General features: G+C 60.2%; 19 protein-coding genes. 12 read left to right on the top strand and 7 right to left on the bottom strand.

Features of this window, described 5'->3' with window-relative positions:
- Positions 1-173 precede the first annotated feature (173 nt).
- The 3 genes from AB4N44_RS06690 to AB4N44_RS06680 form a co-directional block, all read right to left on the bottom strand.
- Positions 174-1073, bottom strand: a complete 900-nt coding sequence (locus tag AB4N44_RS06690; protein WP_095124471.1) for a hydroxymethylglutaryl-CoA lyase — start codon at positions 1071-1073, stop codon at positions 174-176.
- A 147-nt stretch (positions 1074-1220) separates the two neighbouring features.
- The gene (locus tag AB4N44_RS06685; RefSeq protein ID WP_007917234.1) at positions 1221-1619 is read right to left on the bottom strand and encodes a MerR family transcriptional regulator; all 399 of its coding nucleotides are present in this window, start codon (positions 1617-1619) and stop codon (positions 1221-1223) included.
- Between the two features lie 196 nt (positions 1620-1815).
- Entirely contained in the window at positions 1816-2745 is a 930-nt protein-coding gene (locus AB4N44_RS06680) for a LysR family transcriptional regulator (RefSeq protein ID WP_016986544.1), read from the bottom strand.
- 157 nt (positions 2746-2902) lie between these two features.
- Here AB4N44_RS06680 and AB4N44_RS06675 point away from each other — a divergent pair, with 157 nt between their 5' ends.
- The gene (locus AB4N44_RS06675) at positions 2903-4132 is read left to right on the top strand and encodes an acyl-CoA dehydrogenase (protein ID WP_127928975.1); all 1230 of its coding nucleotides are present in this window, start codon (positions 2903-2905) and stop codon (positions 4130-4132) included.
- A 119-nt stretch (positions 4133-4251) separates the two neighbouring features.
- Here AB4N44_RS06675 and AB4N44_RS06670 read toward each other — a convergent pair whose 3' ends face one another.
- Positions 4252-5586 (bottom strand): substrate-binding domain-containing protein, encoded by a 1335-nt coding sequence (locus AB4N44_RS06670; protein ID WP_127928974.1) that lies wholly within the window; start codon positions 5584-5586, stop codon positions 4252-4254.
- Positions 5587-5777: 191 nt separating this feature from the next.
- On the bottom strand, positions 5778-6590 hold the full coding sequence (gene xthA, locus AB4N44_RS06665) for an exodeoxyribonuclease III (RefSeq protein ID WP_008082104.1): 813 nt from the start codon (positions 6588-6590) through the stop codon (positions 5778-5780).
- A gap of 303 nt (positions 6591-6893) precedes the next feature.
- On the opposite strand from xthA, the gene AB4N44_RS06660 reads away from it, so the two are divergent.
- The 8 genes from AB4N44_RS06660 (at position 6894) to AB4N44_RS06625 (ending at position 19528) form a co-directional block, all read left to right on the top strand.
- Entirely contained in the window at positions 6894-7544 is a 651-nt protein-coding gene (locus AB4N44_RS06660; protein ID WP_150652300.1) for a GNAT family N-acetyltransferase, read from the top strand.
- A gap of 66 nt (positions 7545-7610) precedes the next feature.
- Positions 7611-9338, top strand: a complete 1728-nt coding sequence (locus AB4N44_RS06655) for an autotransporter assembly complex protein TamA (protein ID WP_460109626.1) — start codon at positions 7611-7613, stop codon at positions 9336-9338.
- A complete protein-coding gene (locus tag AB4N44_RS06650) occupies positions 9335-13009 on the top strand; it encodes a translocation/assembly module TamB domain-containing protein (RefSeq protein WP_460109628.1) in 3675 nt (1224 codons plus the stop codon). Before AB4N44_RS06655 ends, AB4N44_RS06650 begins: the two co-directional genes overlap by 4 nt.
- A 118-nt stretch (positions 13010-13127) precedes the next feature.
- Positions 13128-14447: a hypothetical protein gene (locus AB4N44_RS06645; RefSeq protein WP_127928970.1), complete on the top strand. Its 1320-nt coding sequence runs from the start codon at positions 13128-13130 to the stop codon at positions 14445-14447.
- A gap of 255 nt (positions 14448-14702) precedes the next feature.
- Positions 14703-15185, top strand: a complete 483-nt coding sequence (locus AB4N44_RS06640) for a MarR family winged helix-turn-helix transcriptional regulator (RefSeq protein WP_077573642.1) — start codon at positions 14703-14705, stop codon at positions 15183-15185.
- Positions 15175-16644 carry an efflux transporter outer membrane subunit gene (locus AB4N44_RS06635; protein ID WP_460109631.1) on the top strand — a complete coding sequence of 490 codons (1470 nt, stop codon included), beginning with the start codon at positions 15175-15177 and terminating at the stop codon, positions 16642-16644. Before AB4N44_RS06640 ends, AB4N44_RS06635 begins: the two co-directional genes overlap by 11 nt.
- 15 nt (positions 16645-16659) lie before the next feature.
- Complete coding sequence (locus tag AB4N44_RS06630; RefSeq protein ID WP_460158195.1) at positions 16660-17862, top strand: HlyD family secretion protein; 1203 nt, start codon at positions 16660-16662, stop codon at positions 17860-17862.
- A 136-nt stretch (positions 17863-17998) separates the two neighbouring features.
- Positions 17999-19528 (top strand): DHA2 family efflux MFS transporter permease subunit, encoded by a 1530-nt coding sequence (locus AB4N44_RS06625; protein ID WP_127928968.1) that lies wholly within the window; start codon positions 17999-18001, stop codon positions 19526-19528.
- A 180-nt stretch (positions 19529-19708) separates the two neighbouring features.
- Here the strand turns inward: AB4N44_RS06625 and lpxH are convergent, their stop codons facing one another.
- Together lpxH and AB4N44_RS06615 are read right to left on the bottom strand one after the other, a co-directional pair.
- Complete coding sequence (gene lpxH, locus AB4N44_RS06620; RefSeq protein ID WP_150774799.1) at positions 19709-20455, bottom strand: UDP-2,3-diacylglucosamine diphosphatase; 747 nt, start codon at positions 20453-20455, stop codon at positions 19709-19711.
- Positions 20452-20958: a peptidylprolyl isomerase gene (locus tag AB4N44_RS06615; RefSeq protein WP_095118204.1), complete on the bottom strand. Its 507-nt coding sequence runs from the start codon at positions 20956-20958 to the stop codon at positions 20452-20454. The genes lpxH and AB4N44_RS06615 overlap by 4 nt, the downstream gene beginning before the upstream one ends.
- A 266-nt stretch (positions 20959-21224) precedes the next feature.
- On the opposite strand from AB4N44_RS06615, the gene AB4N44_RS06610 reads away from it, so the two are divergent.
- The 3 genes from AB4N44_RS06610 to AB4N44_RS06600 all read left to right on the top strand — a co-directional run bounded on the left by AB4N44_RS06610 (position 21225) and on the right by AB4N44_RS06600 (position 25996).
- Positions 21225-22922 carry a glutamine--tRNA ligase/YqeY domain fusion protein gene (locus tag AB4N44_RS06610; protein ID WP_122600546.1) on the top strand — a complete coding sequence of 566 codons (1698 nt, stop codon included), beginning with the start codon at positions 21225-21227 and terminating at the stop codon, positions 22920-22922.
- Between the two features lie 15 nt (positions 22923-22937).
- On the top strand, positions 22938-24320 hold the full coding sequence (cysS, locus tag AB4N44_RS06605; RefSeq protein ID WP_016986558.1) for a cysteine--tRNA ligase: 1383 nt from the start codon (positions 22938-22940) through the stop codon (positions 24318-24320).
- A 458-nt stretch (positions 24321-24778) separates the two neighbouring features.
- Positions 24779-25996 (top strand): MFS transporter, encoded by a 1218-nt coding sequence (locus AB4N44_RS06600; RefSeq protein ID WP_460158194.1) that lies wholly within the window; start codon positions 24779-24781, stop codon positions 25994-25996.
- The last annotated feature ends 184 nt before the right edge of the window (positions 25997-26180 follow it).

Here is a 26180-nt window from a genome sequence, read left to right as displayed (position 1 = left end):
TTATTCTTGTTATGCCATAGAGATAGCAGAAGCCGTGCCAACTTTTAAAAATCCTTATAAATCAATGATTTGAGAATTTCAGCAAATTTTCACTCCAGCGAAACCAGACAATTTGTTTCCGTGTTACTCGCTTGAGCCCCACATTCCAGACTCAGCGGTAACACCTTTCCCCTTCACTGTGCGCTACGAGCCTTGGCCACGCGCGAACCGCTCGGGCGGCCGAGCACCGCGCTGATCTGCTGACCCGCAGCAATCAAGGCGTCCAGGTCGATACCGGTCTCGATACCCAAGCCGTTGAGCAGGTACACCACGTCTTCGGTAGCAACGTTACCGCTCGCGCCTTTGGCGTACGGGCAGCCGCCGAGGCCCGCGATAGAGCTGTCGAACACCGAGATGCCCTCGAGCAGGCTGGCGTAGATATTGGCCATGGCCTGACCATAGGTGTCATGGAAGTGCCCGGCGAGCTTGTCGCGCGGAACCTGCGCCGACACCACTTCGAACAAGCGGCGAGTCGCGCCAGCGGTGCCGGTGCCAATAGTGTCGCCCAGCGAAACCTCGTAGCAGCCCATCGCATACAACTCGCGCGCGACCATCGCCACTTGTTCCGGCGCGACCGTGCCTTCGTACGGGCAACCGAGCACGCAGGACACGTAACCGCGCACGGTAACGCCGTGCTGTTGCGCCGCTTCCATGATCGGTGCGAAGCGCGCCAGGCTTTCGCTGATCGAGCAGTTGATGTTGCGCTGCGAGAACGCCTCAGACGCGGCCGCGAACACGGCGACTTCCTTGACCCCTGCGGCGATGGCATCTTCGAAGCCACGCAGGTTCGGCGCCAGTGCGCCGTAGGTCACGCCCGGCTTGCGCTGGATCTGTGCAAACACTTCGGCCGAACCCGCCATCTGCGGGACCCATTTCGGTGAAACGAAACTTCCGACTTCTATATAGCCAAGGCCGGCAGCGCTGAGTGCATCGACTAGTTGCACCTTGTCGGCCACGCTGATCGGTTGGGCTTCATTCTGTAGGCCATCGCGCGGGCCGACTTCGATCAGGCGTACTTGGGAGGGGAGGGACATGGCGGTTGACCTGCTCTTTTGAATTCGTGGAGAACCCCTGTAGGAGTGAGCCTGCTCGCGATAGCGCAGTGTCAGTCAGCATTTATTCCGACTGACACACCGCTATCGCGAGCAGGCTCACTCCTACAAGGGGATTTGTGTTGTTGGCTAAATGGCCTGCTGGCTCTTGAGCGTCTGCTCCAGCGCCTGTACGCAGCGCTCCTCGGCGGTATCCAGCTCGAGCTTCATCTGCTCAATGTCCAGCAACTGCTGCTCCAGCTGCTCGCGGCGCTCAGTGATTTTCGCCAGCATGCTGTTGAGCTGTTTGGTGTTACCGCTGGACGGGTCGTAAAGCTCGATCAGTTCGCGGCATTCGGCCAGCGAAAAACCGATGCGCTTGCCGCGCAGGATCAGCTTCAGGCTGACTTTGTCGCGCGGCGAATAGATGCGTTCCTGGCCTCGGCGCTCAGGACTGAGCAGGCCTTGCTCTTCATAAAAGCGGATCGCCCGGGTGGTGATGTCCAGCTCGCGGGCGAGGTCGGAGATGCTGTAAGTCTGGCTGCTCATGGAAGCGCTCGGAAAAAGGTCTTGGCGCTAAGCTAATGGCAGGTTGACGTTTACGTCAAGCGGGATGATTTTTGTTGTATTTGATGGCCCCTTCGCGAGCAGGCTCACTCCTACAGTTGACCGTGTTTCATCTGAAGAAATGCAACCAATTGTAGGAGTGAGCCTGCTCGCGATGGCAGCGCCGCGGTAAAAAGCCCTACACCTTATCCAGCTTCTTCTCCTGCGCCGTCACCTGCTGGCACAACTCGATCATCTGCTCGCGCATCCAGCGATTCGCCGGATCCTGGTCAGTGCTTTCATGCCAATACAGATGCGTCTCCACTGGCGGCACATCATTCACCGGCAGATTAAACGCCTGCAGTTCATGCCGACGGGCAAAGCGCTCCGGCACCGTCATGACCATGTCGGTCTGCTGCATCACTTGCGACGCCATCAGATAGTGCTGCGAGCGCAGGGCAATTTTGCGCTGAATGCCCATTTTGCCCAGCGCCAGATCGACATAACCCAGACCACTGCGACGGCTGGAAATATGGATATGGGTCAGCGACAGGTAATCATCCAGCGAGAGCTTTTCCTTGCCTGCCATCGGATGCCCCTTGCGCATCGCACAGACGTAACGGTCTTCCATCAGCTTGACGTGGCGCACCTGCGGGTCGGTGTTGAGCGGCGCATCCACGGCGAAATCCAGACGCCCGGCGGCCAGTTCCTTGGTGGTCTCGCGGCGCTTGGACAGAAAGCTTTCGATAATCACGGTCGGCGCCAGACGGCGCAGGCGCTGGAACAGCGGCGGCAGAATTACCGCTTCGGTGAGGTCGGTCATGCTGATGCGGTAGGTCTTGACCGCCTGCGCCGGGTTGAAAATGCGGCTTTCCTGAACCGACACACGCAGCAGCGACAAAGCGTTGCGCACCGGGCCGATGATGTTCTGCGCCATCGGCGTCGGCACCATGCCCTGAGCCGTGCGCACGAACAGCGGATCGTTGAAGGTTTCGCGCAACCGCGCCAAGGCGTTGGACACCGCCGGCTGAGTGATGCCGACAATCTGCCCGGCGCGGGTCAGGTTGGCTTCGGTGTAGATCGCGTCGAAGACGATGAAAAGGTTGAGGTCGACCTTGCTCAGATTCATAACGCGGCTTCTCTTGTTTTTAAGGGCTGGCGATCACTGGATCATATATCGGTGATGAATGTTTATACACGCCGAGAATAGGCTAGGTAAATTATCAGCGCTGTTCTAGCATCGATTGCATGACTTAAACAACCTCTGCCCAAGAAGGTAATTGATCATGGATTTCGCTTATTCGCCCAAGGTGCAAGAACTGCGTGAGCGCGTGACCGCGTTCATGGACACTTACGTTTACCCGGCCGAGGCCGTGTTCGAGCGCCAGGTCTCCGAAGGCGATCGCTGGCAGCCGACGGCGATCATGGAAGAGCTCAAAGCCAAGGCCAAGGCCGAAGGCCTGTGGAATCTGTTTCTGCCGGAATCGGAGCTCGGTGCCGGTCTGACCAACCTCGAATACGCGCCACTGGCGGAAATCATGGGCCGCTCGCTGCTCGGGCCGGAGCCGTTCAACTGCTCGGCGCCAGACACCGGCAACATGGAAGTGCTGGTGCGCTACGCCAACGAAGAACAGAAACAACGCTGGCTCGAACCGTTGCTACGAGGCGAGATCCGCTCGGCGTTCGCCATGACCGAACCGGATGTGGCTTCCTCCGACGCTACCAACATGGCGGCCCGCGCCGTGCGTGATGGCGACGAGTGGGTGATCAACGGCAAAAAATGGTGGACCTCCGGCGCCTGCGATCCGCGCTGCAAGATCCTGATCTTCATGGGCCTGAGCAACCCCGATGCACCACGCCATGCCCAGCACTCGATGATCCTCGTGCCGGTCGACACTCCCGGCGTGAAGATCGTCCGTCCGTTGCCGGTATTCGGTTACGACGACGCGCCACACGGCCACGCCGAGGTGCTCTTCGACAATGTGCGCGTGCCGTACGAAAACGTTCTGCTCGGTGAAGGCCGCGGTTTCGAAATCGCTCAGGGTCGTCTTGGCCCAGGCCGGATTCACCACTGCATGCGCTCGATCGGCATGGCTGAAAGGGCACTGGAATTGATGTGCAAACGCGCGGTGAGCCGCACTGCCTTCGGCAAACCGCTGGCGCGTCTGGGCGGTAACGTCGACAAGATCGCCGACTCGCGGATGGAAATCGACATGGCACGTCTGCTGACGTTGAAAGCCGCGTACATGATGGACACCGTCGGCAATAAAGTGGCGAAGAGCGAAATTGCGCAGATCAAGGTGGTTGCGCCGAACGTCGCATTGCGGGTGATCGACCGGGCGATCCAGATGCATGGTGGAGCCGGTGTGTCGAACGATTTCCCGCTGGCCTACATGTACGCCATGCAACGTACTTTGCGCCTGGCCGACGGCCCGGACGAAGTGCACCGCGCGGCGATCGGCAAGTTTGAAATCGGCAAGTATGTGCCGAAGGAGATGCTGCGTAGCGAACGCTGATCCACCTGATCGTTCCCACGCTCTGCGTGGGAATGCATCCCGTGACGCTCCGCGTCACAGTGGACGCGGAGCGTCCATGGCGGCGTTACCACGCAGAGCGTGGGAACGATCGGGTAGGGCTAATACACCCAAACCTCAACCCGCCGATTCTTGATCCTGCCCTCATCCGCATTGTTCGCCGCCACCGGCATCAACGCACCAAAGCCGCGAACCTCACGCAACACCACGCCGTTCTTCACCAACTCACGCCGCACCGCCATCGCCCGCAGCTTCGACAGCAGATCCGCCCGCGCCGGGTCATCCTTGGCATCACCAAACCCAACCAATGTCACCGCGCGCTCGGTCTTGTCGTGGCGCTTTATATAGTCGAACACTCGCGCCAGATCCTGACGCGCCTTGTTGTCGAGGTTCGCGCTGCCTTCTTCAAAACGGAAGTTCACCGTCAGACGCTGGGCGTGGCGGCTGAGGGATTGATAACCCTCGGGCATCAGCGCATTCGGCGCGACGCTCATGGCGTGCACGGTCTGACTGATGAACCCATTGGCGGCGACAATTGCCTGGCCCTGACGACTTTGCGCAAACGTCACCAAGGCCTGCGCCCATGGATTCTTGCTGTCGGGTGGCAGATAGAAGAACAAACGCCGCGACAGCGGATAGTCTTCTGTGGCGATCAGGCTGTTCAGCGGCAACATCGATTGCGACGCACCATCGGCAATGGCCACCGCTTTGGCCTGACGCACGTAAGGCAAACCGATGAAGCCGATGCCCTGAGGATCCGTACTGACTGCGTCGGACAATTGCTCGCTGGACTCAAACCTTTTCGCGTTGCTGCTCAGACTTTTCCCACGACGACTGAGGACCAACTCCTTAAACGTGTCGAACGTGCCGGACTGATCATCGCGTGCATATAAATGAATCGCACCGCCACGCCCGCCGAGGTCTTCCCAGGTTTTCACTTCGCCACTGAAGATCCGCGCCAGTTGCTCGGTGTCCAGTTGCTGGAGGGGATTATCGGGATGAAGGATGATCGCCAGGCCATCGATAGCGATGACTTGTTCGGCGGCAGGACTTTTCAGATCGCCCAGTGATTGCAAGGTCTGCAGCTCGCTGTCCTTGATCTCGCGGGAAGACGCGGCCAGATCGGCGCTGGCGTTTTTCAACGCGGTGAAACCGGTGCTGGAGCCGTGGGCGGCAACTTCGACGACCACGCGTTTGCCTTGAGCGGTCTGGCCGACGATGCGCAGTTCGTTGGCGGTGTCCGGGGTTTCGCGGTGGATTTTCAGCAGACCCTGTTCTTGCAACAGGCCTTCGACCAGTGCCGGGCCGAGTTCGGCGCCGATGGTGTTGGAGCCTTGAATGCGCAGCGCCGGGCCGTTTTCAGGGAGGGGCAGGGCGGTGGCAGAAACCGACAGCCACGCACTCAAGAGAAAAACGCACAGAACACGCAGGGTCATGCCGGCACCGAATCAAGCCAAGGGGATTGCCGGGGAGATTAAGTCAGAAAAGTTACTTGGAGATGACAGCGATCTAAATGTGGGAGCGAGCCTGCTCGCGAAAGCGGTGTGTCAGTTACAAAAATGTTTCTGATACACCGCTTTCGCGAGCAGGCTCGCTCCCACAGGGGGGATTTCAGGCGATTCGAAGATCAGGCCAGTTCAAGCCAGATCGGCGCATGATCGGACGGTTTTTCCATCCCGCGCAATTCATAGTCGACACCCGCAGCCTTCACCCGCGGCAACAAACCATGCGACGCCAGAATCACGTCAATGCGCAGGCCACGCTTCGGCTCATCCTCAAAACCACGGCTGCGGTAGTCGAACCAGCTGAACATGTCGGTCACGTCCGGGTTCAAGTGGCGATAGCTGTCGGTCAGGCCCCAGTTCTTCAGGCGTGCCATCCACTCGCGCTCTTCCGGCAGGAAGCTGCATTTACCGGTTTTCAACCAGCGCTTCATGTTGTCCGGGCCGATGCCGATGTCGCAGTCTTCCGGGGAAATGTTCACATCGCCCATCACCACTACGGGCTGTTCATTGTGGAACTGGCTTTCCAGCAGCGCTTGCAGATCGCTGTAGAAACGCTGCTTGGCGGGGAATTTGGTTGGGTGGTCGCGGCTTTCGCCCTGTGGGAAGTAGCCGTTCATGATCGTCACCGGCACGCCATTGGCGTCGGCGAACGTGCCCCAGATAAAGCGGCGCTGGGCGTCTTCTTCATCGGTGGCGAAACCTTTGTGGATCGCAATCGGTTCCTGACGCGAGAGCATCGCCACGCCGTAATGGCCTTTCTGGCCGTGGAAGTACACGTGGTAACCGAGGGCGCGGACTTCTTCGAGCGGGAACTGGTCGTCGTGGACTTTGGTTTCCTGCAGGCCGATGACGTCCGGCTGGTGTTTTTCGATCAGCGCTGCCAGCTGATGCGGACGGGCGCGCAGTCCGTTGATGTTGAAGGAAACGATCTTCATGGTCGGCAGTCCTGGCAAAAGGGCGATGCTAGCTGACATGTGGGATGGGGGCCAGTGTGGGGTGGGAGAAATCAATTTTGTCTGTGGGATTTGTGTTGTCAGCAATGGCGCCATCGCGAGCAGGCTCACTCCTACAGGGGGAACGCATTCCAAAATGTGGGAGCGAGCCTGCTCGCGAAGAGGCCAGCAAAATCGATGAAGATCCCGACTTGGTCTATACCTGTGGGGAACCACGCCACCCGCAAAAGGTTCGTACCACCAAGAGCGCCGCCATTTGAACGCGCCCCGGGGAGAATCACCGTCATGCCTGAAACCCAGACCGCCATCGCCGACATTCATATGCTCGACCGCGGTTATTCCCGCGAAGCCCGCTCACTGCTCTATCAGGCCTATCGCCACGAACCGACCTTCGGCTACCTGTTCGAAGCCGAGCGCCCCGGCTACGAACAGCGCGTGCGGGCGACGGTGCGCGAACTGGTCAAACAACACTTTCTGCAGGATCTGCCCGCCATCGGCCTGCTGGTCAACGACCGCCTGATCGGCATCGCCCTGATCGCGCCGCCGCAACGCCGTTTGGGCATCACCGAAAGTTGGGCGTGGCGTTTGCGCATGGTGCTCAGCACCGGTTTTCGCTGCACCCGCCGCTATCTCGATTACCACGACGCCGTCACCGCGTGTGTGCCCAGTGATTCGGTGCACATGCTGCCGCTGCTGGGCATCCACCCACAATTTCAGGGCAAGCACTTTGGCGAGCAACTGCTGACCGCCGTACACAACTGGTGCGCGGTGGACGAAACCTCGCAGGGCGTGGTGCTCGACACCGGCAACCCACGCTATCTGGAATTCTATAAAAGGCAGGGTTACGAAGAGATCGGCGAAGTTGCCGTCGGCCCGGTGCGCGAACACGTGTTTTTCCACGCCAATCCGCAGGTGTTACAAACTGCAACAGCATGACAATCGAACTTCTTGGGAAATTTCCTGTTCTATCACGCTCCCAAGCCCGTGATAGCATCCGCGCCTATGAAGTTTCCAGGAAGATTTACCAGTGGCGTGCTCCTGCTGTTAACCAGCTGCGCGGCGCTGGCGCAAAGTGAATTGGATGTGCGGATCAAACCGTCCAACGATGAACTCAAGGCCAATATAGAAGGCTATATCGGCAGCCTCGGCGATCGTGACGAAGAAGCCCTGCAGCGCTTCAGTCGCGGTGCCGAAGAGCAGGCGCGCAAAGCGGCTCAGGCGTTGGGCTACTACCAGCCGCAGATCGAAAGTGACGTCAAGGGCGGCAAAAAACCGCGTCTGGTGCTGAACATCGATCCCGGCGAGCCGATTCGCCTGCGCAACGTCACCATTCGTGTCGACGGCCCGGCTGCCTCCCTCAAATCCTTTCGTGTACCGAAAAGTGACGTGCTCAAGTCCGGCGCGGTGCTCAATCATGGGCGTTACGAAGACGCCAAAAGACTTATTCAGAATCAGGCCTCGCGCTTCGGTTTCTTCAGTGGCCATTTCACCAGTCAGAAACTCCTGGTCGACCCGCGCGCCGGTGTCGCCGACGTCGAACTGATCTACGAAAGCGGCCCGCGTTATGCGCTGGGCAGAGTCAAATTCGAAGGCGACACGCCGTTCGACGAAGACCTGCTGCAACGCATGGTGCCGTTCAAGGAAGGCGAACCGTATGACTCCGAGCTGATCGCCGAGCTCAATCGCGATCTGCAATCGAGCGGTTATTTCGAAGGCATACGCGTCGATGCCGCACCGACCACCGCGAAGAACGACGTGATCCCGGTGGACGTCAAACTCGACACGCGCAAGCCGCGCACCATGGGTCTGGGCCTCGGTTATTCGACCGACGTCGGCCCGCGCATCAAAGCCAACTGGACCCGCCACTGGGTCAACCCGCAAGGCGACAGTTATGGCTGGGAAGCCGAGCTGTCGGCGCCACGGCAAAACGTCGGGCTGTTCTACGACATCCCGCTCGACCCGCCACTGACCGACAAACTGCGTTGGGCCGGCGGTTATCAGTTCGAAGACATCGACGGTTCCGACACGCTCAGCAAGCTGCTGACCTTCGGCCCGGAATGGCACAGCAAATTGCCGAGTGGCTGGCAGCGGGTGATCTCGCTGAAATGGCAGCGCGAAGAATATGAACTCGGCGACGACTCGGGCCTGAGTACCTTGCTGATGCCTGGCATCAGTTACTCGTACCTGAAAAGCGACAACCGTATCGACCCGCACAATGGCTATCGCCTGAGCTTCGAAAGCAAAGTGGCGAAGGAAGGCTTGGGTTCGGACAACAACCTTCTATATGGCACGGCGTTGGTCAAAGGCCTGACCACGGTATTCGACAAACACCGCTTCCTCGGTCGCGTGCAGGTCGGCGGTAGCGCCACCAACGGCTACAACTCGATTCCGCCATCGCTGCGGTTCTTTGCGGGTGGCGATCAGAGCGTGCGCGGTTACGACTACCAGAGTCTGTCCCCGGAAAACTCCAAGGGTGATCGCATCGGTGGCCGCTACATGGTCGCCGGCAGCGTCGAGTACCAATACTCGGTCGCCGAGAAATGGCGCGTGGCGACCTTTGTCGATCAGGGCAACTCTTTCAACAAACTCGAACTGCCGAACCTCAAGACCGGGGTCGGCATTGGTGTGCGCTGGGTCTCGCCGGTCGGGCCGATCCGCCTCGATCTGGCCCACGCACTCGACGACGATGGCGGCATCCGGCTGCACTTTTCCATGGGGCCTGAGCTGTGAAGCGTGGTTTGAAAATTACGGCGCTGGCGTTGTTGGCGCTGGTGTTGTTGATTGTATTGAGTGTCACCGCCGTACTCGGCACGGCGGCCGGCAGCCGCTGGGTGCTGGGCCTCGTGCCGGGGCTGACGGTGGAAAATTTTCAGGGCCGTCTCGGCGGGCAATGGAGTGCCGATCATCTGCTGTGGCAGCAGGACAGCAGTCGCGTCGAGCTGAACAAGGCAATCTTCGCCTGGTCACCGCTGTGCCTGACACGCATGACCTTGTGCATCGAACAGCTCAAGGCTGATCAGGTCATTTTGCAATTCCCGCCGAGCGAAGAAACCACCGAGAGCGGCCCGATCAAACTGCCGGATCTGCAATTGCCGGTTGCCATCGAACTGGGCGACGTGCAGGTTGGCAGTCTGCTGTTCAACGGCAGCGAACAACTCAAGGGCTTGCAACTGGCGGCGCACTGGACCGCTCAGGGCATGCAGATCGACAGCGTTAAATTGCAGCGCGACGACCTCAGCCTGAACCTGTCTGGCACACTCACGCCGACCGGCAACTGGCCGCTGAACATCGCCGGAGACCTGACATTGCCGTCACCGGGCGCGGGGCCGTGGACACTGGCGTTGAAGATCGACGGCGACCTGTTGAAAACCCTCAACCTGCACGCCGACAGCCGGGGTTACCTTGACGGCCAGTTGAGCGGCGAACTGCAACCGCTGGCGGAAAACCTGCCGGCGAAAGTGCGCATCACCTCCGAGGCGTTCAAACCGAGCGCTGATTTACCGGACACCCTGCAACTCAATCAACTGGTGTTGACCGGCGAAGGCGACCTGAAAAACGGCTACCAGCTCAACGGCAACGCCACGCTGCCCGCCGACAAAGGCCCGGTGGCGCTGTTGCTCAAAGGTAAAGTCGACGCCAGCGGCGCGCAGATCGCCGGCCTTGATCTGACAGCCAACGACAAGCAAAGCCTGAAACTCACTGGCAGTGTCGATTGGAGCAAAGGCCTCACCGCGCAAGCCAATATCAACTGGCAGGATTTCCCGTGGCATCGGCTCTATAACGAAATCGACGAGCCACAAGTCGCCTTGCGTACGTTTACTGGCGAAGTCTCCTACACCGACGGCCAATACCTCGGCAACTTCGCCGCCGCAATGGATGGCCCGGCGGGTGCGTTTACCCTGAGCAGTCCGTTCAGCGGCAGCCTTAAACAGATCGCTTTGCCGCAATTGAAAATGGAAGCCGGGCAGGGCAAGGCGGAAGGTCACGTCAATGTGCAGTTCGCCGATGGCATCGCCTGGGACACGGCGCTGGAGCTGTCGGCACTGAACCCGGCGTACTGGGTCGCCGAGTTGCCGGGCACGTTAGCTGGACCGCTGAAAAGCCAAGGCGAAATGAAGAACGAGCGCCTGAGCCTCACCGCCGACCTCGACTTGAAAGGCAAACTGCGCGGGCAACCGGCAATCCTCCAGGCCAAGGCTGACGGCGCTGGTGAGCAGTGGAATCTCAACGCCCTGCAAATCCGCCTCGGCGACAACAGCATCAGCGGCAAGGGCAGCCTGCAACAGAAACTCACCGGGCAGATCGACATCAAGCTGTCGCGTCTGGCCCAGCTCTGGCCGCAACTGCGCGGGCAGGTCACCGGTCAGGTCAATGTGACCGGTACGCTGCAAGCGCCTCAGGGCAAACTCGGCCTGCAAGGTTCGCAATTGGCGTTTCAGGACAATCGCCTGCAAAGCCTCAACCTCGACGCCACACTCGACAGCGCGCAACGGGCGAAGATCGATCTGAAAGGCGCTGGCATTCAGGCCGGTGACACCAACCTGGGCGTGTTGACCGCCAGCGCTCAGGGCGACATCAAGAGCCAGAAACTCAACCTCGACCTGATTGGGCCGAAGCTGAAACTGGCCCTCGGTCTGGACGGCAATCTCGACAAAGGCAACTGGCGCGGACGCTTGGCCAGCGGCGATATTCAGGCCGGTGGTCAGGACTGGAAACTGCAAAGCCCGGCCAAGCTCGAACGTCTGGCTGACGGCAAAATCAACTTTGGCGCGCATTGCTGGATGTCCGGCAATGCCAGCCTGTGCGGTGAAGATCAACGGCTGATGCCGGAGCCGAAACTGCGCTACCACCTCAAGCAATTTCCGATCGAAAGTCTGGCGCAATGGCTGCCGAAAGACTTTGCCTGGAAGGGCAAGCTCAACGCCGATCTGCAACTGGATCTGCCGGCCAGCGGCCCCAATGGTGTGGTCAGTGTGGACGCCAGCGGCGGCACCTTGCGCATGAAGGAAAAGGATCAGTGGCTGGATTTCCCCTACCAGACCCTTAAACTCACCAGCAAACTCACGCCCAAGCGCGTCGACACCGAACTCAATTTCGTTGGCGGCAAACTCGGCGAATTGATGGTGCAGGCGCAGCTCAATCCACTGCCGAAAAACAAACCGCTGAGCGGCTCGTTCCGTCTCAGTGGGCTGGATTTGTCGGTGGCGCGGCCGTTTGTGCCGATGGTCGAGAAACTCACCGGGCGTCTGAACGGCAGCGGCACCATTTCCGGCGGATTGCTGGCGCCGCTGGTCAACGGCACCGTGCAACTCAGCGACGGCGAAGTGTCCGGCGCCGAGTTGCCGATGGAGCTGCAGAACCTGCAACTCACCGCCCTGATTGCCGGCGAATCGGTACGCCTCGACGGCGGCTGGAAAAGCGGCAAGAGCGGGCAGGGCAGCCTCAACGGTAACGTTGCCTGGGGTCAGGCGCTGGTGGTCGATCTGGCTTTGAAAGGCACACAATTGCCGGTCACCGTCGAGCCGTACGCGAAACTTGAAGTGGCGCCGGATCTGAAGATTTCCATGGCCGGCGACGAGCTGAAAATCGCCGGCAAAGTGCAGGTGCCCAAAGGTGAAATCACCGTGCGTGAGCTGCCGCCGTCAACGGTGAAAGTCTCCGATGACACGATCATCGTCGGTGCGCAGACCGAAGAGGGCAAACCGCCGATGGCGATGAAAATGGACATCGACGTGGTGGTCGGTGAAGACAAACTGGCCTTCGCCGGTTTTGGTCTGACCGCCAACGTGCAAGGTCATGTGCACATCGGCGACAACATGGATACCCGTGGCGAACTGTGGCTCAACGACGGCCGCTACAGTGCCTACGGCCAGCGCCTGCAAGTGCGCCGTGCGCGTCTGTTGTTCGCCGGTCCCCTCGATCAGCCATATCTGGACATCGAAGCGATTCGCCAGACCGACGACGTGATCGCCGGTATTCGCCTGAGCGGCAGCGCCGAGCAGCCGACCACGCAGATCTTCTCGGAACCGGCGATGAGTCAGGAACAGGCGTTGTCCTATCTGGTCCTCGGTCGTCCGCTGAGTACCAATGGCGAAGACAACAACATGCTCGCGCAAGCGGCGTTGGGTCTGGGCTTGATGGGCAGCTCCGGGGTCACCAGCAGTCTGGCCAAGGATCTGGGGATTCAGGATTTCCAGCTCGACACTGCAGGCAGCGGCGATGCCACCAGTGTTGTGGCCAGCGGCAATATTACCGAGAAGCTCAGTTTGCGTTATGGCGTTGGCGTGTTTGAACCGGCCAGCACCATCGCGCTGCGCTACAAGCTGAGCAAGAAGGTCTATGTCGAGGCGGCCAGTGGCGTCGCGAGTTCGCTGGATATCTTCTACAAGCGCGATTTCTAATGCGCGTTCCCCATAGCCGGGTCGCGTCGCTGCGATCCGGCTTTTGCAGAATGGATTAGACTCACCGCAACTTGAAAGCAGCGCGGTTGGCGGCTGCCCGAAGATAACGGGGGCGCAAATGGTCCGCTTGAGTATGGTCTTGCTCGGTCACGACTTTGTCCGCAAACGCTGGTCTGCGCTGGCGCTGACGGGCATTGTCTGGGGCGCGGCCGGTGTGGGCATCTTCATTGATGCGCTGGACGGCGTGCTGTATTTCCCGCTGCATCTCTTCGGCTATCTGTTGTTGCTCGAAGCGCTGATCCTGCTGCTGGTGCCGGCACCGCAAGCCGGGACCGCTGCGGCCCTGCGCAAAGCGCGAGGGTTGGCGTTTCTCTTGTTGGGACTGCTGATCGTCGACCGGCAACATGCTGCCGGGCTGATTCTGGCGGTGCTGTTTGGCGGGGCTTTTTTGCTCGATGGCGGTTTTCGGCTGGCGGCGGCGCTGGTGGTGCGCTTTGTCGGTTGGCAAGTGTCGCTGCTGGCGGGATTGTTCGAAATCGGCTTTGGCGTATTTATCCTTGAGCCGTATCCGACGCTGTACAAGGGCACGGTGCCGTTCTGCATTGGCATGAGCCTGTTTCTCTCGGGCTGTGCCTTGTTGCGCCAAGCGGTGCGCTTCAAAAACCAGCCGCCGCTGACAAGCCCTTTGTCGGTCAGTGCGCCGGCCAGCAGCGATGCGTTGGTGATTCACGTCTGGACCCCCAGCGGCACCGTCGACGACACCCTGGTGCGCAATCGCCTGCTCAACCGCTACATCGCGGCGGTCGATATCAACGGCGTTATCTCCGCCGGTCACGCGGCACTGGAATGTGGCCCGGACATTTACATCAGCCATTACCCGCAGGACGACATCGATCGCTCGGCGGGGGATTTTGTGCGCTTGCTGCGGGCTACGCCGAACAACGATGTTGCCGGCAGGTTTCTGCCTGACTATGCCGGCGAGGTGGCGGACTGGTGTCCGTCTTCGGTGCAGGTCAGTTTTGCCCGCTACGATGCCCGGCGACTCAGTGCGTTCTGGGCGGGCTATCGCCAGAGCAGCACGTACAACCTGACCAGTCGCAATTGTTCCAGCGCTGTTGCCCATAGTCTCGAAGCGGCCCTTGAAGGGGCGATGAACCGGGGGCATTCGAGCATGCTGGATTTTGCCCGGATCATCTTCAGCCCCGAGTTCTGGGTTGCCGCGCAAGTGCGCAAACGCGCCGAGGCGATGGCCTGGACGCCCGGACTGGTGCTCGATTATGCGCGAGCGTTGCATGCCGCCATCGAACCGGCACCGCCGGGCTGGCATAGCATTTATGCGGTGAGCAAGCGTGCGTTTGGGTATGTGGCCACTGCCTTGCGGGGGCGTGAGGTGCATCCTGTGCAGCCGCCACCCGTGCATCCTTCCGACGATTCCTGACCGAACTTACACCGAGTCGCGCCCTTCGCGAGCAAGCTCGCTCCCACAGGTTTTGTGTCGTTGCCAATATTTTCTGGCTGACGCAAGACCCTGTGGGAGCGAGCTTGCTCGCGAAGGCGTCAGCGCGGGCGCCACAAAAACCCAGTCCATTGGTCAACTAATTGCAAAGCAACCTAACTATTGCGTTGACATTCGCTGCCTAGGCAGTAACATCTCGACATACATTCACTGCCTAGGCAGTTATTAGGTGAGCAAATGAAGCATTTCACCCCGGACGAATTCAAACACTGCCATCTCGGCCTGTTGCTTGGCCGTGCGGCGCTGCTCAAGGACCGGATCATCGACACCCACATGGAACCCCACGGCATCACCGCCGCGCAGTTCAAGGTGTTGATCATCATGGCCCAGTTCGGCGTCGATACCCCGGCCGAGCTGTGCCGGCATCTGTCGCTGGACAGCGGTTCGATGACACGCATGCTCGATCGTCTGGAGCAGAAAGGCTTTCTGGCTCGCCAGCGCAGCGAAGGCGATCGCCGTCAGGTGCAACTCAAGCTGACCGAGCAAGGCCAGCAACTGGCCGATCGCCTGCCGCACATCGGCGCCGACGCGATGAATGAACTGGCCGGCGCCGTCACCCCGGACGAGTTGAAGACCCTGGAATACATCCTCAAGAAAATCCTGCTGGCAGCCGGTGACCCGATCACCATCCAGCGTTTAGGTGAACACAATGAGCGGTAAAACCTTGCGCAGCAGCCTGACCCTGGTGCTGTCGGCGATGATCCTCGCTGGCTGCGCCAACTACAGCGGCCTCGACACTTCGGGCGCGAGCCTTGATGCAAAAAGCCTGGAAGTCGGCCAATCGCTCAACGGCGTGACCCTGTCGCCGGCCGCGTGGCCGAAGAGCGACTGGTGGACCAGCCTCGGCGACCCGCAACTCGACGGTCTGATTCGCGAAGCCCTGCACGACAGCCCGGACATGCAGATCGCCGAAGCTCGCGCGCATCAGGCCAGCGCCGCTGCGTACGCCGCCGATGCCGAACGTTATCCGACCCTCGACGCCAGCGCCGGCATCAGCCGTTCGCGCCTGGCTAAGGATCAGGACCCGCTGGGGCAGGGCGACGCTTACGCCACCGTGCGTAACGTCAGCGCCGGGTTCAATTACAACTTCGACCTGTGGGGCGGTCAGCGTGATGCCTGGGAAGCAGCACTCGGTCAGGCTCGCGCCGCTGAAGTCGATCGTCAGGCTGCACAACTGACCCTCGCCGCCGACGTCGCTCGTGCCTACAGCGATCTCGGTCAGGCGCACATCGTTTATGACCTGGCGAACGAAGACCTCAAGCGCACCAGACAAATGCTCGACCTGAGCCAGCGCCGCCTGAGTTCCGGGATCGACAGTCAGTACCAGTTCCAGCAAACGCAAAGTCTGGAAGCCAGTTCCGAAGCCAGTCTGATCGATGCGGAAAAACGCCTGAACAGCGCCAAGATCGCTTTGGCCGTGCTGCTCGGCAAAGGCCCGGATCGCGGCAACGAAATCGCCCGACCGAAAGTCCTGCAAGCCAGCGCTGTCGCCGTGCCGTCGGTATTGCCGGCGGAACTGCTCGGTCGTCGCCCGGATCTGGTTGCCGCCCGTTGGCGCGTAGAAGCGGCGAGCAAGGACATCGATTCGGCGAAAACCCGCTTCTATCCCAACTTGAACCTGTCGGCCTCGGCCGGTGCCGAGTCTTTGTTGGGTGACGCGATGTTCGGTTCGGCCAGTCGCTTCTTCAACATTGCCCCGACCATTTCGGTGCCGATCTTCGACGGCGGACGCCTGCGCGCCAACCTCGATGCGCGCGACGCCGATTACGACCTGGCGGTGGCGCAGTACAACAAAAGTCTGGTGAAAGCACTGGGCGATGTCAGCGACACGATCAACCAGTTGCGTGACATCGGCCGGCAGATCGGTGCGCAGCAACACGCCACCGACATCGCTCAGGACTCTTACAACACCGTCGTCCAGCGTTACGGTTCCGGCATCGGCAACTACCTGGACGTGCTCAGCATCGAGCAGCAATTGCTGCAGGCCCAGCGTCAACTGGCCACCCTCAATGCCGAGCAGATCGACCTGTCGATTCAACTGATGCAAGCGCTGGGCGGCGGCTTCCAGGGGCAAACCCTGACCGCAGCCAACGCCAGCCCAGCCACGCCGCACAACTAATTCAAGGTAATTGTCATGGCCACTGCCGAAAACACCCAAGCTCAAGGCAACACCCCGGACACCGGCAACCCGCGCAAGCGCAAAGTCATGCTGCTGGTGCTGGCCGTTGTGGTTGCACTCGCCTGCGCCGGCGTCTGGGCGTATCACGAATTCATCGGGCGCTTTAACGAAAGCACCGACGACGCCTACGTCAACGGTAACGTTGTCGAAATCACTCCGCTGGTGACCGGCACCGTGGTCAGCATCGGTGCTGACGATGGCGATCTGGTTCACGAAGGTCAGGTGCTGATCAACTTCGACCCGAACGACGCTGAAGTCGGCCTGCAAAGTGCGCAGGCGAAACTGGCGCGCACTGTGCGTCAGGTGCGCGGCTTGTACAGCAATGTTGATGGCATGAAAGCCCAGGTCAACGCGCAACAGGCCGAAGTACAGAAAGCCCAGGACAACTACAACCGCCGGAAAAACCTCGCGCAGGGCGGGGCGATTTCCCAGGAGGAACTGTCCCACGCTCGCGACGACCTGACCTCGGCGCAAAACGCCCTGGCCAACGCCAAGCAGCAGCTGAAAACCACCAGCGCGCTGGTCGATGACACCGTGGTGTCGTCGCATCCGGACGTGATGTCGGCGGTTGCAGATCTGCGTCAGGCCTACCTGACCAATGCTCGTAGCACTTTGATCGCGCCGGTCACCGGTTACGTCGCCAAGCGCACCGTGCAACTCGGTCAGCGTGTGCAGCCGGGCACGGCGTTGATGGCAGTGATTCCGCTGGATCAGCTGTGGATCGACGCCAACTTCAAGGAAACCCAGTTGCGTGACATGCGCATCGGTCAGCCGGTCGATATCGAATCCGATATCTACGGCAGCGATGTGAAGTACAGCGGCACCGTCGACAGCCTCGGCGCCGGTACCGGTAGCGCGTTTGCCTTGCTGCCAGCGCAGAACGCCACCGGTAACTGGATCAAGATCGTCCAGCGTGTGCCGGTGCGTATCCACATCAACGCCGAAGAACTGGCCAAGCACCCGCTGCGCGTCGGTCTGTCGACCAATGTTGAAGTGAACCTGCACGACCAGAGCGGCCCGGTGCTGGCGCAGCAGCCGCCGCAAAAAGCCTCGTTCAGCACCAACGTTTACGACCGCCAACTGGCTGAAGCCGACGCGATGATTGCGCAGCTGATCCACGACAACAGCGCTGCGGTCAGCAAAACCGCGCAACGCTGATCCCTCACCCTGTGGGAGCGAGCCTGCTCGCGAAAGCGGTGTGTCATTCAGCATTTATTTGTCTGAAAGGCCGCCTTCGCGAGCAGGCTCGCTCCCACAAAGGGCCCGGCGCTAATCAGGTTTCATAGGATTCACAATGAGCAATAACGCCTCTTTCACGCCGCCCAGCCTGTTGCTCAGCACCATCGGCCTGTCGCTGGCGACGTTCATGCAAGTGCTCGACACCACCATCGCCAACGTGGCGCTGCCGACGATTTCCGGCAACCTCGGGGTGAGTTCGGAGCAGGGCACCTGGGTGATCACTTCGTTCGCCGTGAGCAACGCGATTGCGCTGCCGCTGACCGGTTGGCTCAGCCGCCGTTTCGGCGAGGTGAAGCTGTTTCTCTGGGCCACCATTTTGTTTGTGCTGGCCTCGTTTCTCTGCGGTATCTCGACGTCGATGCCGGAACTGATCGGCTTCCGCGTCCTGCAAGGTCTGGTGGCCGGGCCGTTGTACCCGATGACGCAAACCCTGTTGATCGCGGTCTATCCGCCCGCCAGGCGAGGTATGGCCCTGGCGTTGCTGGCGATGGTCACGGTGGTTGCGCCGATTGCCGGGCCGATTCTTGGCGGCTGGATTACTGACAGTTACAGCTGGCCGTGGATCTTCTTCATCAACGTGCCGATCGGCATCTTTGCGGTGATGGTGGTGCGTTCGCAACTGGCCAAACGTCCGGTGGAAACCAGCCGTCAACCGATGGATTACGTCGGTCTGATCACGCTGATCATTGGTGTCGGCGCGTTGCAGGTGATCCTCGACAAGGGCAATGATCTGGATTGGTTCGAGTCGAACTTCATCATCATCGGCGCGGCGATCTCGGTGATCGCGCTGGCGGTGTTCGTCATCTGGGAAATGACCGACCAGCATCCGGTGGTCAACCTGCGATTGTTTGCGCACCGTAACTTCCGCATCGGCACGTTGGTGTTGGTGCTGGGTTACGCCGGGTTCTTCGGCATCAACCTGATCCTGCCGCAGTGGTTGCAGACGCAAATGGGCTACACCGCGACCTGGGCCGGTCTGGCCGTCGCGCCGATCGGCATTCTGCCGGTGCTGCTGTCGCCGTTTGTCGGCAAGTACGCGAACAAGTTCGACCTGCGTTTGCTGGCCGGGCTGGCGTTTCTGGCGATTGGTCTGAGTTGCTTCATGCGGGCCGGATTCACCAACGAGGTCGACTTCCAGCATATCGCGCTGGTGCAGTTGTTCATGGGCATTGGTGTGGCGCTGTTCTTTATGCCGACCTTGAGCATTCTGATGTCGGACTTGCCGCCTAGCCAGATTGCCGACGGCGCGGGTCTGGCGACTTTCCTGCGGACGCTGGGCGGTAGTTTTGCTGCATCGCTGACCACGTGGATCTGGATTCGTCGGGCGGATCAGCATCATGCGTATATGAGCGAAAGCATCAGTACCTTCGAGCCGGCGACTCGCGAGACCTTGCATTCTTTGGGTGGGGCGAGCCAGTCGGCGTATGCGCAGATGGATCAGATTCTCACCAGCCAGGCGTACATGCTTTCCACCGTGGATTACTTCACGTTGCTGGGTTGGGGGTTTATGGGGTTGATTCTGATTGTGTGGCTGGCGAAGCCGCCGTTTGCTGCCAAGGCGGGGCCTGCGGCTTCAGGACATTAAGGTCAAAAGCCCCTCACCCTAACCCTCTCCCCGAGGGAGAGGGGACTGACCGAGTTGATTGTTCGAGGTACACCGACTTGCAATACCGAGCCGAACTCAGGTTTTGAAAAGCACAGAGATCGGCTCCCTTTCCCCCTCGCCCCCCTGGGGGAGAGGGCTGGGGTGAGGGGGGAGCGATCTTCAGCCGTGCGGCAAAGCCAGTGGCGGGGCGAAGTCGAACGGCGCCAAGGCATACCCGCTCTCATCCACCTGCAACGCCCAACCCTGCCGATCCCAATCCCCGAGCACAATGCGCTTCGCCGCTTGCTCACCGAGCTGCAGCTTATGGATCGCCGGGCGATGAGTGTGCCCGTGAATCAGGGTTTTCACCCCATATTCCTGCATGATCCGCGGAATCTCCTCCGGCGTGACATCGACAATGTCATTGGCCTTCATCCGCGTTTGTGCCTTGCTTTCGCTGCGCAGTTTGCGCGCCAGTTTATGGCGGCTGCTCAAAGGCAGATTGCGCAGGACAAACAGCGTGATCGGATTACGCAGGTAACGACGCAGCTTCATATAGCCGACGTCGCGGGTGCAGAGGCTGTCGCCGTGCATCAACAGCACCGGCTCGCCATAGAACTGCACGACACTCGGGTCCTTCAACAACGTACAGCCGGCCTGCTTGCAGAAGGCCTTGCCGAGCATGAAGTCGCGATTGCCGTGCATCAGAAAAATCGCCGTGCCGCTGTCGCTGAGTTCGCGCAGGGCCTGGCAGATGGAACGCTGGAAGGGCGTCATGGCGTCGTCGCCAATCCACGCTTCGAAGAAGTCGCCGAGAATGTACAACGCACTCGCCGAGCGGGCGCGTCCGGCGAGCAAATCCAGAAACGCCCGGGTAATGTCCGGGCGCTCCTCTTCCAGATGCAAGTCTGAAATCAGCAATATCACGCTTCGATGATCTCGGCTTTCTCGATGATCACGTCGTCTGCTGGTACGTCCTGGTGGCCGGCCTTGGAAGTGGTCGAAACACCTTTGATCTTGTCGACAACGTCGGTGCCGGCGGTCACTTTACCGAATACCGCGTAGCCCCAGCCCTGCACGTTCTTGCCGCTGTGGTTGAGGAAGGTGTTGTCGGCAACGTTGATGAAGAATTGCGCGGATGCCGAATGCGGCTCCATGGTGCGGGCCATGGCAACGGTGTATTTCTCGTTGGAAAGACCGTTGTCAGCTTCGTTCTGGATGCTTGGACGCTTGTCTTTCTTTTCTTTCATGCCTGGTTCGAAACCGCCGCCCTGGATCATGAAGTTACCGATGACGCGGTGGAAAACGGTGTTTTCGTAGTGACCGGCGTTGACGTATTCGATGAAGTTGGCGACGGTGATCGGCGCCTTTTCAGCGTTCAGTTCGATGACGATGTCGCCATGATTGGTGGTCAATTTAACTTGAGTCATGATCGGTGCTCTTTTTCAATGAAGCGTTTTATAAGGAATTCGTGGGCAATGGGACATTTGCGCCCGTTACCGGTTCAGCCCGTGGGCCAAGGTGCGCAGTTTAGCGTGACAGGCGCGAATTTCGAGGCTGTTTTTCCAAATCCCTGCGATTAAATGCGCTCCTTTATAGGCCGTGCTCTGTCAGCCCCTTGACAGCATCGGCTATGATAGCGGCTTTGTTTTGTCTGGCCCCCTCTGCGGCCGCGCACATGTAAGTCAAGGATCCTATGAGCAAGCCCACTGTCGACCCTACCTCGAATGCCAAGTCCGGCCCTGCCGTGCCGGTCAATTTCCTGCGGCCGATCATCCAGGCAGACCTGGACTCGGGCAAGCACACCCAGATCGTTACCCGTTTCCCGCCTGAGCCCAACGGCTACCTGCACATCGGCCACGCCAAGTCGATCTGCGTGAACTTCGGCCTGGCCCAGGAGTTCGGCGGCGTCACGCACTTGCGTTTCGACGACACCAACCCGGCCAAGGAAGACCAGGAATACATCGACGCGATCGAAAGCGACGTCAAATGGTTGGGCTTCGAGTGGTCCGGCGAAGTGCGCTACGCCTCGCAGTATTTCGACCAGTTGCACGACTGGGCCGTCGAGCTGATCAAGGCCGGCAAAGCCTACGTCGACGACCTGACCCCGGAGCAGGCCAAGGAATACCGTGGCAGCCTGACCGAGCCGGGCAAGAACAGCCCGTTCCGCGACCGTTCGGTTGAAGAGAACCTCGACTGGTTCGCCCGCATGCGTGCCGGTGAGTTCGCGGACGGCGCCCGTGTGCTGCGCGCGAAGATCGACATGGCCTCGCCGAACATGAACCTGCGCGACCCGATCATGTATCGCATCCGTCACGCCCATCACCATCAGACCGGCGACAAGTGGTGCATCTACCCGAACTACGACTTCACCCACGGTCAGTCGGACGCCATCGAAGGCATCACCCACTCGATCTGCACCCTTGAGTTCGAAAGCCATCGTCCGCTGTATGAGTGGTTCCTCGACGCGTTGCCAGTGCCGGCGCACCCGCGTCAGTACGAGTTCAGCCGTCTGAACCTCAACTACACCATCACCAGCAAGCGCAAGCTCAAGCAACTGGTCGATGAAAAGCACGTCAACGGCTGGGACGATCCGCGCATGTCCACGCTGTCGGGCTTCCGCCGCCGTGGCTACACGCCGAAATCGATCCGCAATTTCTGCGAAATGATCGGCACCAACCGTTCCGACGGCGTGGTCGACTTCGGCATGCTCGAATTCAGCATCCGTGACGACCTCGACCAGACCGCACCGCGCGCCATGTGCGTACTGCGTCCGCTGAAAGTGGTCATCACCAACTACCCGGAAGGCCAGGTCGAGAACCTCGAACTGCCGCGCCACCCGAAAGAAGACATGGGCGTACGCGCGCTGCCATTCGCTCGGGAAATCTACATCGACCGTGACGACTTCATGGAAGAGCCGCCGAAGGGTTACAAGCGCCTGGAGCCGGCCGGTGAAGTGCGTCTGCGCGGCAGCTACGTGATCCGTGCCGACGAAGCGATCAAGGACGCCGATGGCAACATCGTTGAACTGCGTTGCTCGTACGACCCGGAAACCCTCGGCAAGAACCCGGAAGGCCGCAAGGTAAAAGGCGTGATCCACTGGGTGCCGGCCGCGGCCAGCGTCGAGTGCGAAGTGCGTCTGTACGATCGTCTGTTCCGTTCGGCCAACCCAGAGAAGGCCGAAGACAGCGCGAGTTTCCTCGACAACATCAACCCTGATTCGCTGCAGGTACTCACCGGTTGTCGTGCTGAGCCATCGCTTGGCAATGCACAGCCGGAAGACCGTTTCCAGTTCGAGCGCGAAGGCTACTTCGTTGCCGATTTGAAGGACTCGAAACCAGGTCAGCCGGTATTCAACCGTACCGTGACCCTGCGTGATTCGTGGGGCCAGTGATTCAAGGGATTTAACGTGCTAACGATCTACAACACGCTCACCAAGAGCAAAGAAGTCTTCAAGCCGCTGGATGGCAACAAGGTGCGCATGTACGTCTGCGGGATGACCGTGTACGACTACTGCCACCTCGGCCACGGCCGCAGCATGGTCGCGTTCGACCTGGTGACCCGCTGGTTGCGGTTCAGCGGTTACGACCTGACCTACGTGCGCAACATCACCGACATCGACGACAAGATCATCAACCGCGCCAACGAGAACGGTGAATCGTTCGAAGCGTTGACCGAGCGCATGATCGCCGCGATGCACGAAGACGAAGCGCGCCTGAACATCAAGAAGCCGGACATGGAACCGCGCGCCACGGATCACATTCCGGGCATGCACGCGATGATCCAGACCTTGATCGACAAGGGCTACGCCTACGCCCCGGGCAATGGCGACGTGTACTACCGCGTTGCCAAGTTCATGGGTTACGGCAAGCTGTCGCGCAAGAAAATCGAAGACCTGCGCATCGGCGCGCGCATCGAAGTCGACGAGTCGAAACAGGACCCACTCGACTTCGTGCTGTGGAAAGCCGCCAAACCGGGCGAGCCGAGCTGGGAGTCGCCATGGGGCGCCGGGCGTCCGGGCTGGCACATCGAGTGCTCGGTGATGTCCACCTGCTGCCTCGGCGAGACCTTCGACATTCATGGCGGCGGCAGCGACCTCGAGTTCCCGCACCACGAAAACGAAATCGCCCAGAGCGAAGCGGCCACCGGCAAGACCTACGCCAACGCGTGGATGCATTGCGGCATGATTCGCATCAATGGCGAGAAGATGTCCAAGTCCTTGAACAACTTCTTCACCATTCGCGACGTGCTGGAAAAGTACCACCCGGAAGTCGTGCGTTACCTGCTGGTGTCGAGCCACTACCGCAGCGCGATCAACTACTCGGAAGACAACCTCAAGGACGCCAAAGGCGCTCTGGAGCGTTTCTACCACGCGCTCAAAGGCCTGCCGACCGTGGCGCCGGCGGGCGGCGAAGCCTTCGTCGAGCGTTTCACCACGGTGATGAACGACGACTTCGGCACGCCGGAAGCTTGTGCCGTGCTGTTTGAGATGGTGCGTGAGATCAACCGTCTGCGTGAGAGCGATCTTGATGCGGCGGCGGGTCTGGCGGCACGTCTGAAAGAGCTGGCGAGCGTGCTGGGTGTGTTGCAGCTCGAAGCAGATGACTTTTTGCAGGCGGGCGCTGAAGGGCGTGTCGATGCGGCAGAGGTTGATGCGCTGATTGCGGCGCGTCTGGCGGCACGTGCGGGTAAGGATTGGGCTGAGTCCGATCGTATCCGTGATCAGCTGACGGCGATGGGCGTTGTGTTGGAAGACGGTAAGGGTGGGACTACCTGGCGTTTGGCTGACTGATAGCTGTGTTTCGCTTCAAAACAAAACCCGCCTTGTGCGGGTTTTTGTTTGGACGCTGGAAAAGCCCCTCACCCTAGCCCTCTCCCAGAGGGAGAGGGGACTGAATGGGGGATGCTGGAGAGGTACGCCGACTTGAACGATTTTTGTCGAATCCATAATCAACTCGGTTTTTCAGGTCGATGCACAACGCCAGACACCTCGGTCAGCTCCCTCTCCTTCCGGGAGAGGGCAGGGGTGAGGGATAGGGTGTCAAAGAGACACGCCGACTTGAACCTGCCTTGAATCCATAATCGACTGGTTTTTTCAGGTCGATGCACAACGCCAGACACTTCGGTCAGCTCCCTCTCCCCCTGGGAGAGGGCTGGGGTGAGGGTTGCTTTTGACGTTCGCGTAGGTCTTGATGTCGGCAACGCGTTCAGCCGGATGCTGAGCGGTGACGATCATGTAAGGGAAACACCATGGCCAATCACTACCGCGAACTGCTAACGACCCCCGGTGCCACCGGGCTAGTATTCGCGAGCTCTATCGCCCGCTTGCCGCAGGCAATGATCGGCATCGGCATCATCACCATGCTGGTCCAGCAAACCGGTGTGTACTGGCTGGCCGGCGCCGTCGCCGGGACGTTCACCCTGGCCAATGCGCTGCTCGGCCCGCACATCTCGAAACTGGTCGATCAACATGGCCAGAGCCGCGTGCTGCCCGTCGTCACAGCGTTCAGCATTGTCATGTTGCTGGCGCTGATCATCGCCGTCTACTTGCGTGCGCCAGCCGCATTGCTGTTTGTGCTGGCGGCACTGGCGGGAACGATGCCGAGCATGCCGTCGATGATTCGCGCGCGATGGACGCAGTTGTTCCGGGGTAAGCCTCAACTGCACACGGCTTTCTCGCTGGACACCGTCCTCACCGAAATGGCCTACATCGTCGGCCCGCCACTGGCGATCGGTTTGAGCGTGAGTTTTTTCGCTGAAGCCGGGCCACTGGTCGCGGTCGGATTGCTGGCCGTCGGGGTAACGGCGTTCCTCCTGCAACGCCAGACTGAACCTAAAGTTGTCGTGGGCCACGCCAGTCATGGCGGCTCAACCCTGCTGATTCCCGGTGTACGCACCATTGTGCTGGCGCTGTTGGCGATGGGTGTCATTGGCGGAGCAATCGATGTCGCCGTCGTCGCGTTCGCCAATGCGCAGGGCTGGCCAGCGTCGGCGACCTTTATCCTCGCCGCCTATGCGTTCGGTTCACTGGTGGCGGGTTTGACGTTCGGTGCGATGAGGGTTTCGCTGGCGATAGAAAAACAGTTCCTGATCGGGATCCTGGTCACGGCGTTGACCGGGGTGTTGCCGATTTTTGCAGCCGACGTGTATGTCCTGTCAGCGACGCTGTTCATCGCCGGCATCTCGTTTGCGCCAACGATGGTCGTGGTCATGAAGCTGGGGACAATCATCATCCCGCCGTCGCGGATCACCGAAGGGCTGACGTGGATGACCACGGGCATCAGCATTGGCGTTGCGCTGGGCGGCATGCTGGCGGGGCTGGTCATTGATGCCTGGGGCGCGCGGGCAGGGTTCGGCGTGGCCATTGGTGCAGGGATCATGATGGTGGTGGTTGTGCTGGTCGGGTTGCGCACATTGGAGGCGGCTTCGGTTGCGCATGTTGAGCCGGAATTTTCGCCCTCACCCTAGCCCTCTCCCCCAGGAGAGGGGACTGATTGGGGGATGTTCACGAGATACAGCGACCTGAACGGGATGCTTTGAATCCATAATCGACTGGTTTTTCAGGTCGATGTACAACGCCAGACACCTCGGTCGGCTCCCTCTCCCTCCAGGAGAGGGGACTGAATGGGGGATGTTCGAGAGATACGCCGAC

The organism is Pseudomonas sp. S3_C06 (assembly GCF_054667675.1).
The sequence above is the reverse complement of the archived record's forward strand: the minus strand, read 5'-3'. Positions and strand labels throughout refer to the sequence as shown.

Excerpts from the sequence above, each read along its gene's own strand:
- AB4N44_RS06685 (WP_007917234.1), bottom strand. The coding sequence starts at position 1,619 with ATGAGCAGCCAGACTTACAGCATCTCCGACCTCGCCCGCGAGCTGGAC.
- AB4N44_RS06660 (WP_150652300.1), top strand. The coding sequence starts at position 6,894 with ATGCCTGAAACCCAGACCGCCATCGCCGACATTCATATGCTCGACCGC.
- AB4N44_RS06690 (WP_095124471.1), bottom strand. The coding sequence starts at position 1,073 with ATGTCCCTCCCCTCCCAAGTACGCCTGATCGAAGTCGGCCCGCGCGAT.
- AB4N44_RS06675 (WP_127928975.1), top strand. The coding sequence starts at position 2,903 with ATGGATTTCGCTTATTCGCCCAAGGTGCAAGAACTGCGTGAGCGCGTG.
- xthA (WP_008082104.1), bottom strand. The coding sequence starts at position 6,590 with ATGAAGATCGTTTCCTTCAACATCAACGGACTGCGCGCCCGTCCGCAT.
- AB4N44_RS06630 (WP_460158195.1), top strand. The coding sequence starts at position 16,660 with ATGGCCACTGCCGAAAACACCCAAGCTCAAGGCAACACCCCGGACACC.
- AB4N44_RS06600 (WP_460158194.1), top strand. The coding sequence starts at position 24,779 with ATGGCCAATCACTACCGCGAACTGCTAACGACCCCCGGTGCCACCGGG.
- AB4N44_RS06640 (WP_077573642.1), top strand. The coding sequence starts at position 14,703 with ATGAAGCATTTCACCCCGGACGAATTCAAACACTGCCATCTCGGCCTG.
- AB4N44_RS06625 (WP_127928968.1), top strand. The coding sequence starts at position 17,999 with ATGAGCAATAACGCCTCTTTCACGCCGCCCAGCCTGTTGCTCAGCACC.
- AB4N44_RS06615 (WP_095118204.1), bottom strand. The coding sequence starts at position 20,958 with ATGACTCAAGTTAAATTGACCACCAATCATGGCGACATCGTCATCGAA.
- AB4N44_RS06655 (WP_460109626.1), top strand. The coding sequence starts at position 7,611 with ATGAAGTTTCCAGGAAGATTTACCAGTGGCGTGCTCCTGCTGTTAACC.
- AB4N44_RS06680 (WP_016986544.1), bottom strand. The coding sequence starts at position 2,745 with ATGAATCTGAGCAAGGTCGACCTCAACCTTTTCATCGTCTTCGACGCG.
- AB4N44_RS06610 (WP_122600546.1), top strand. The coding sequence starts at position 21,225 with ATGAGCAAGCCCACTGTCGACCCTACCTCGAATGCCAAGTCCGGCCCT.
- AB4N44_RS06670 (WP_127928974.1), bottom strand. The coding sequence starts at position 5,586 with ATGACCCTGCGTGTTCTGTGCGTTTTTCTCTTGAGTGCGTGGCTGTCG.
- AB4N44_RS06635 (WP_460109631.1), top strand. The coding sequence starts at position 15,175 with ATGAGCGGTAAAACCTTGCGCAGCAGCCTGACCCTGGTGCTGTCGGCG.
- AB4N44_RS06645 (WP_127928970.1), top strand. The coding sequence starts at position 13,128 with ATGGTCCGCTTGAGTATGGTCTTGCTCGGTCACGACTTTGTCCGCAAA.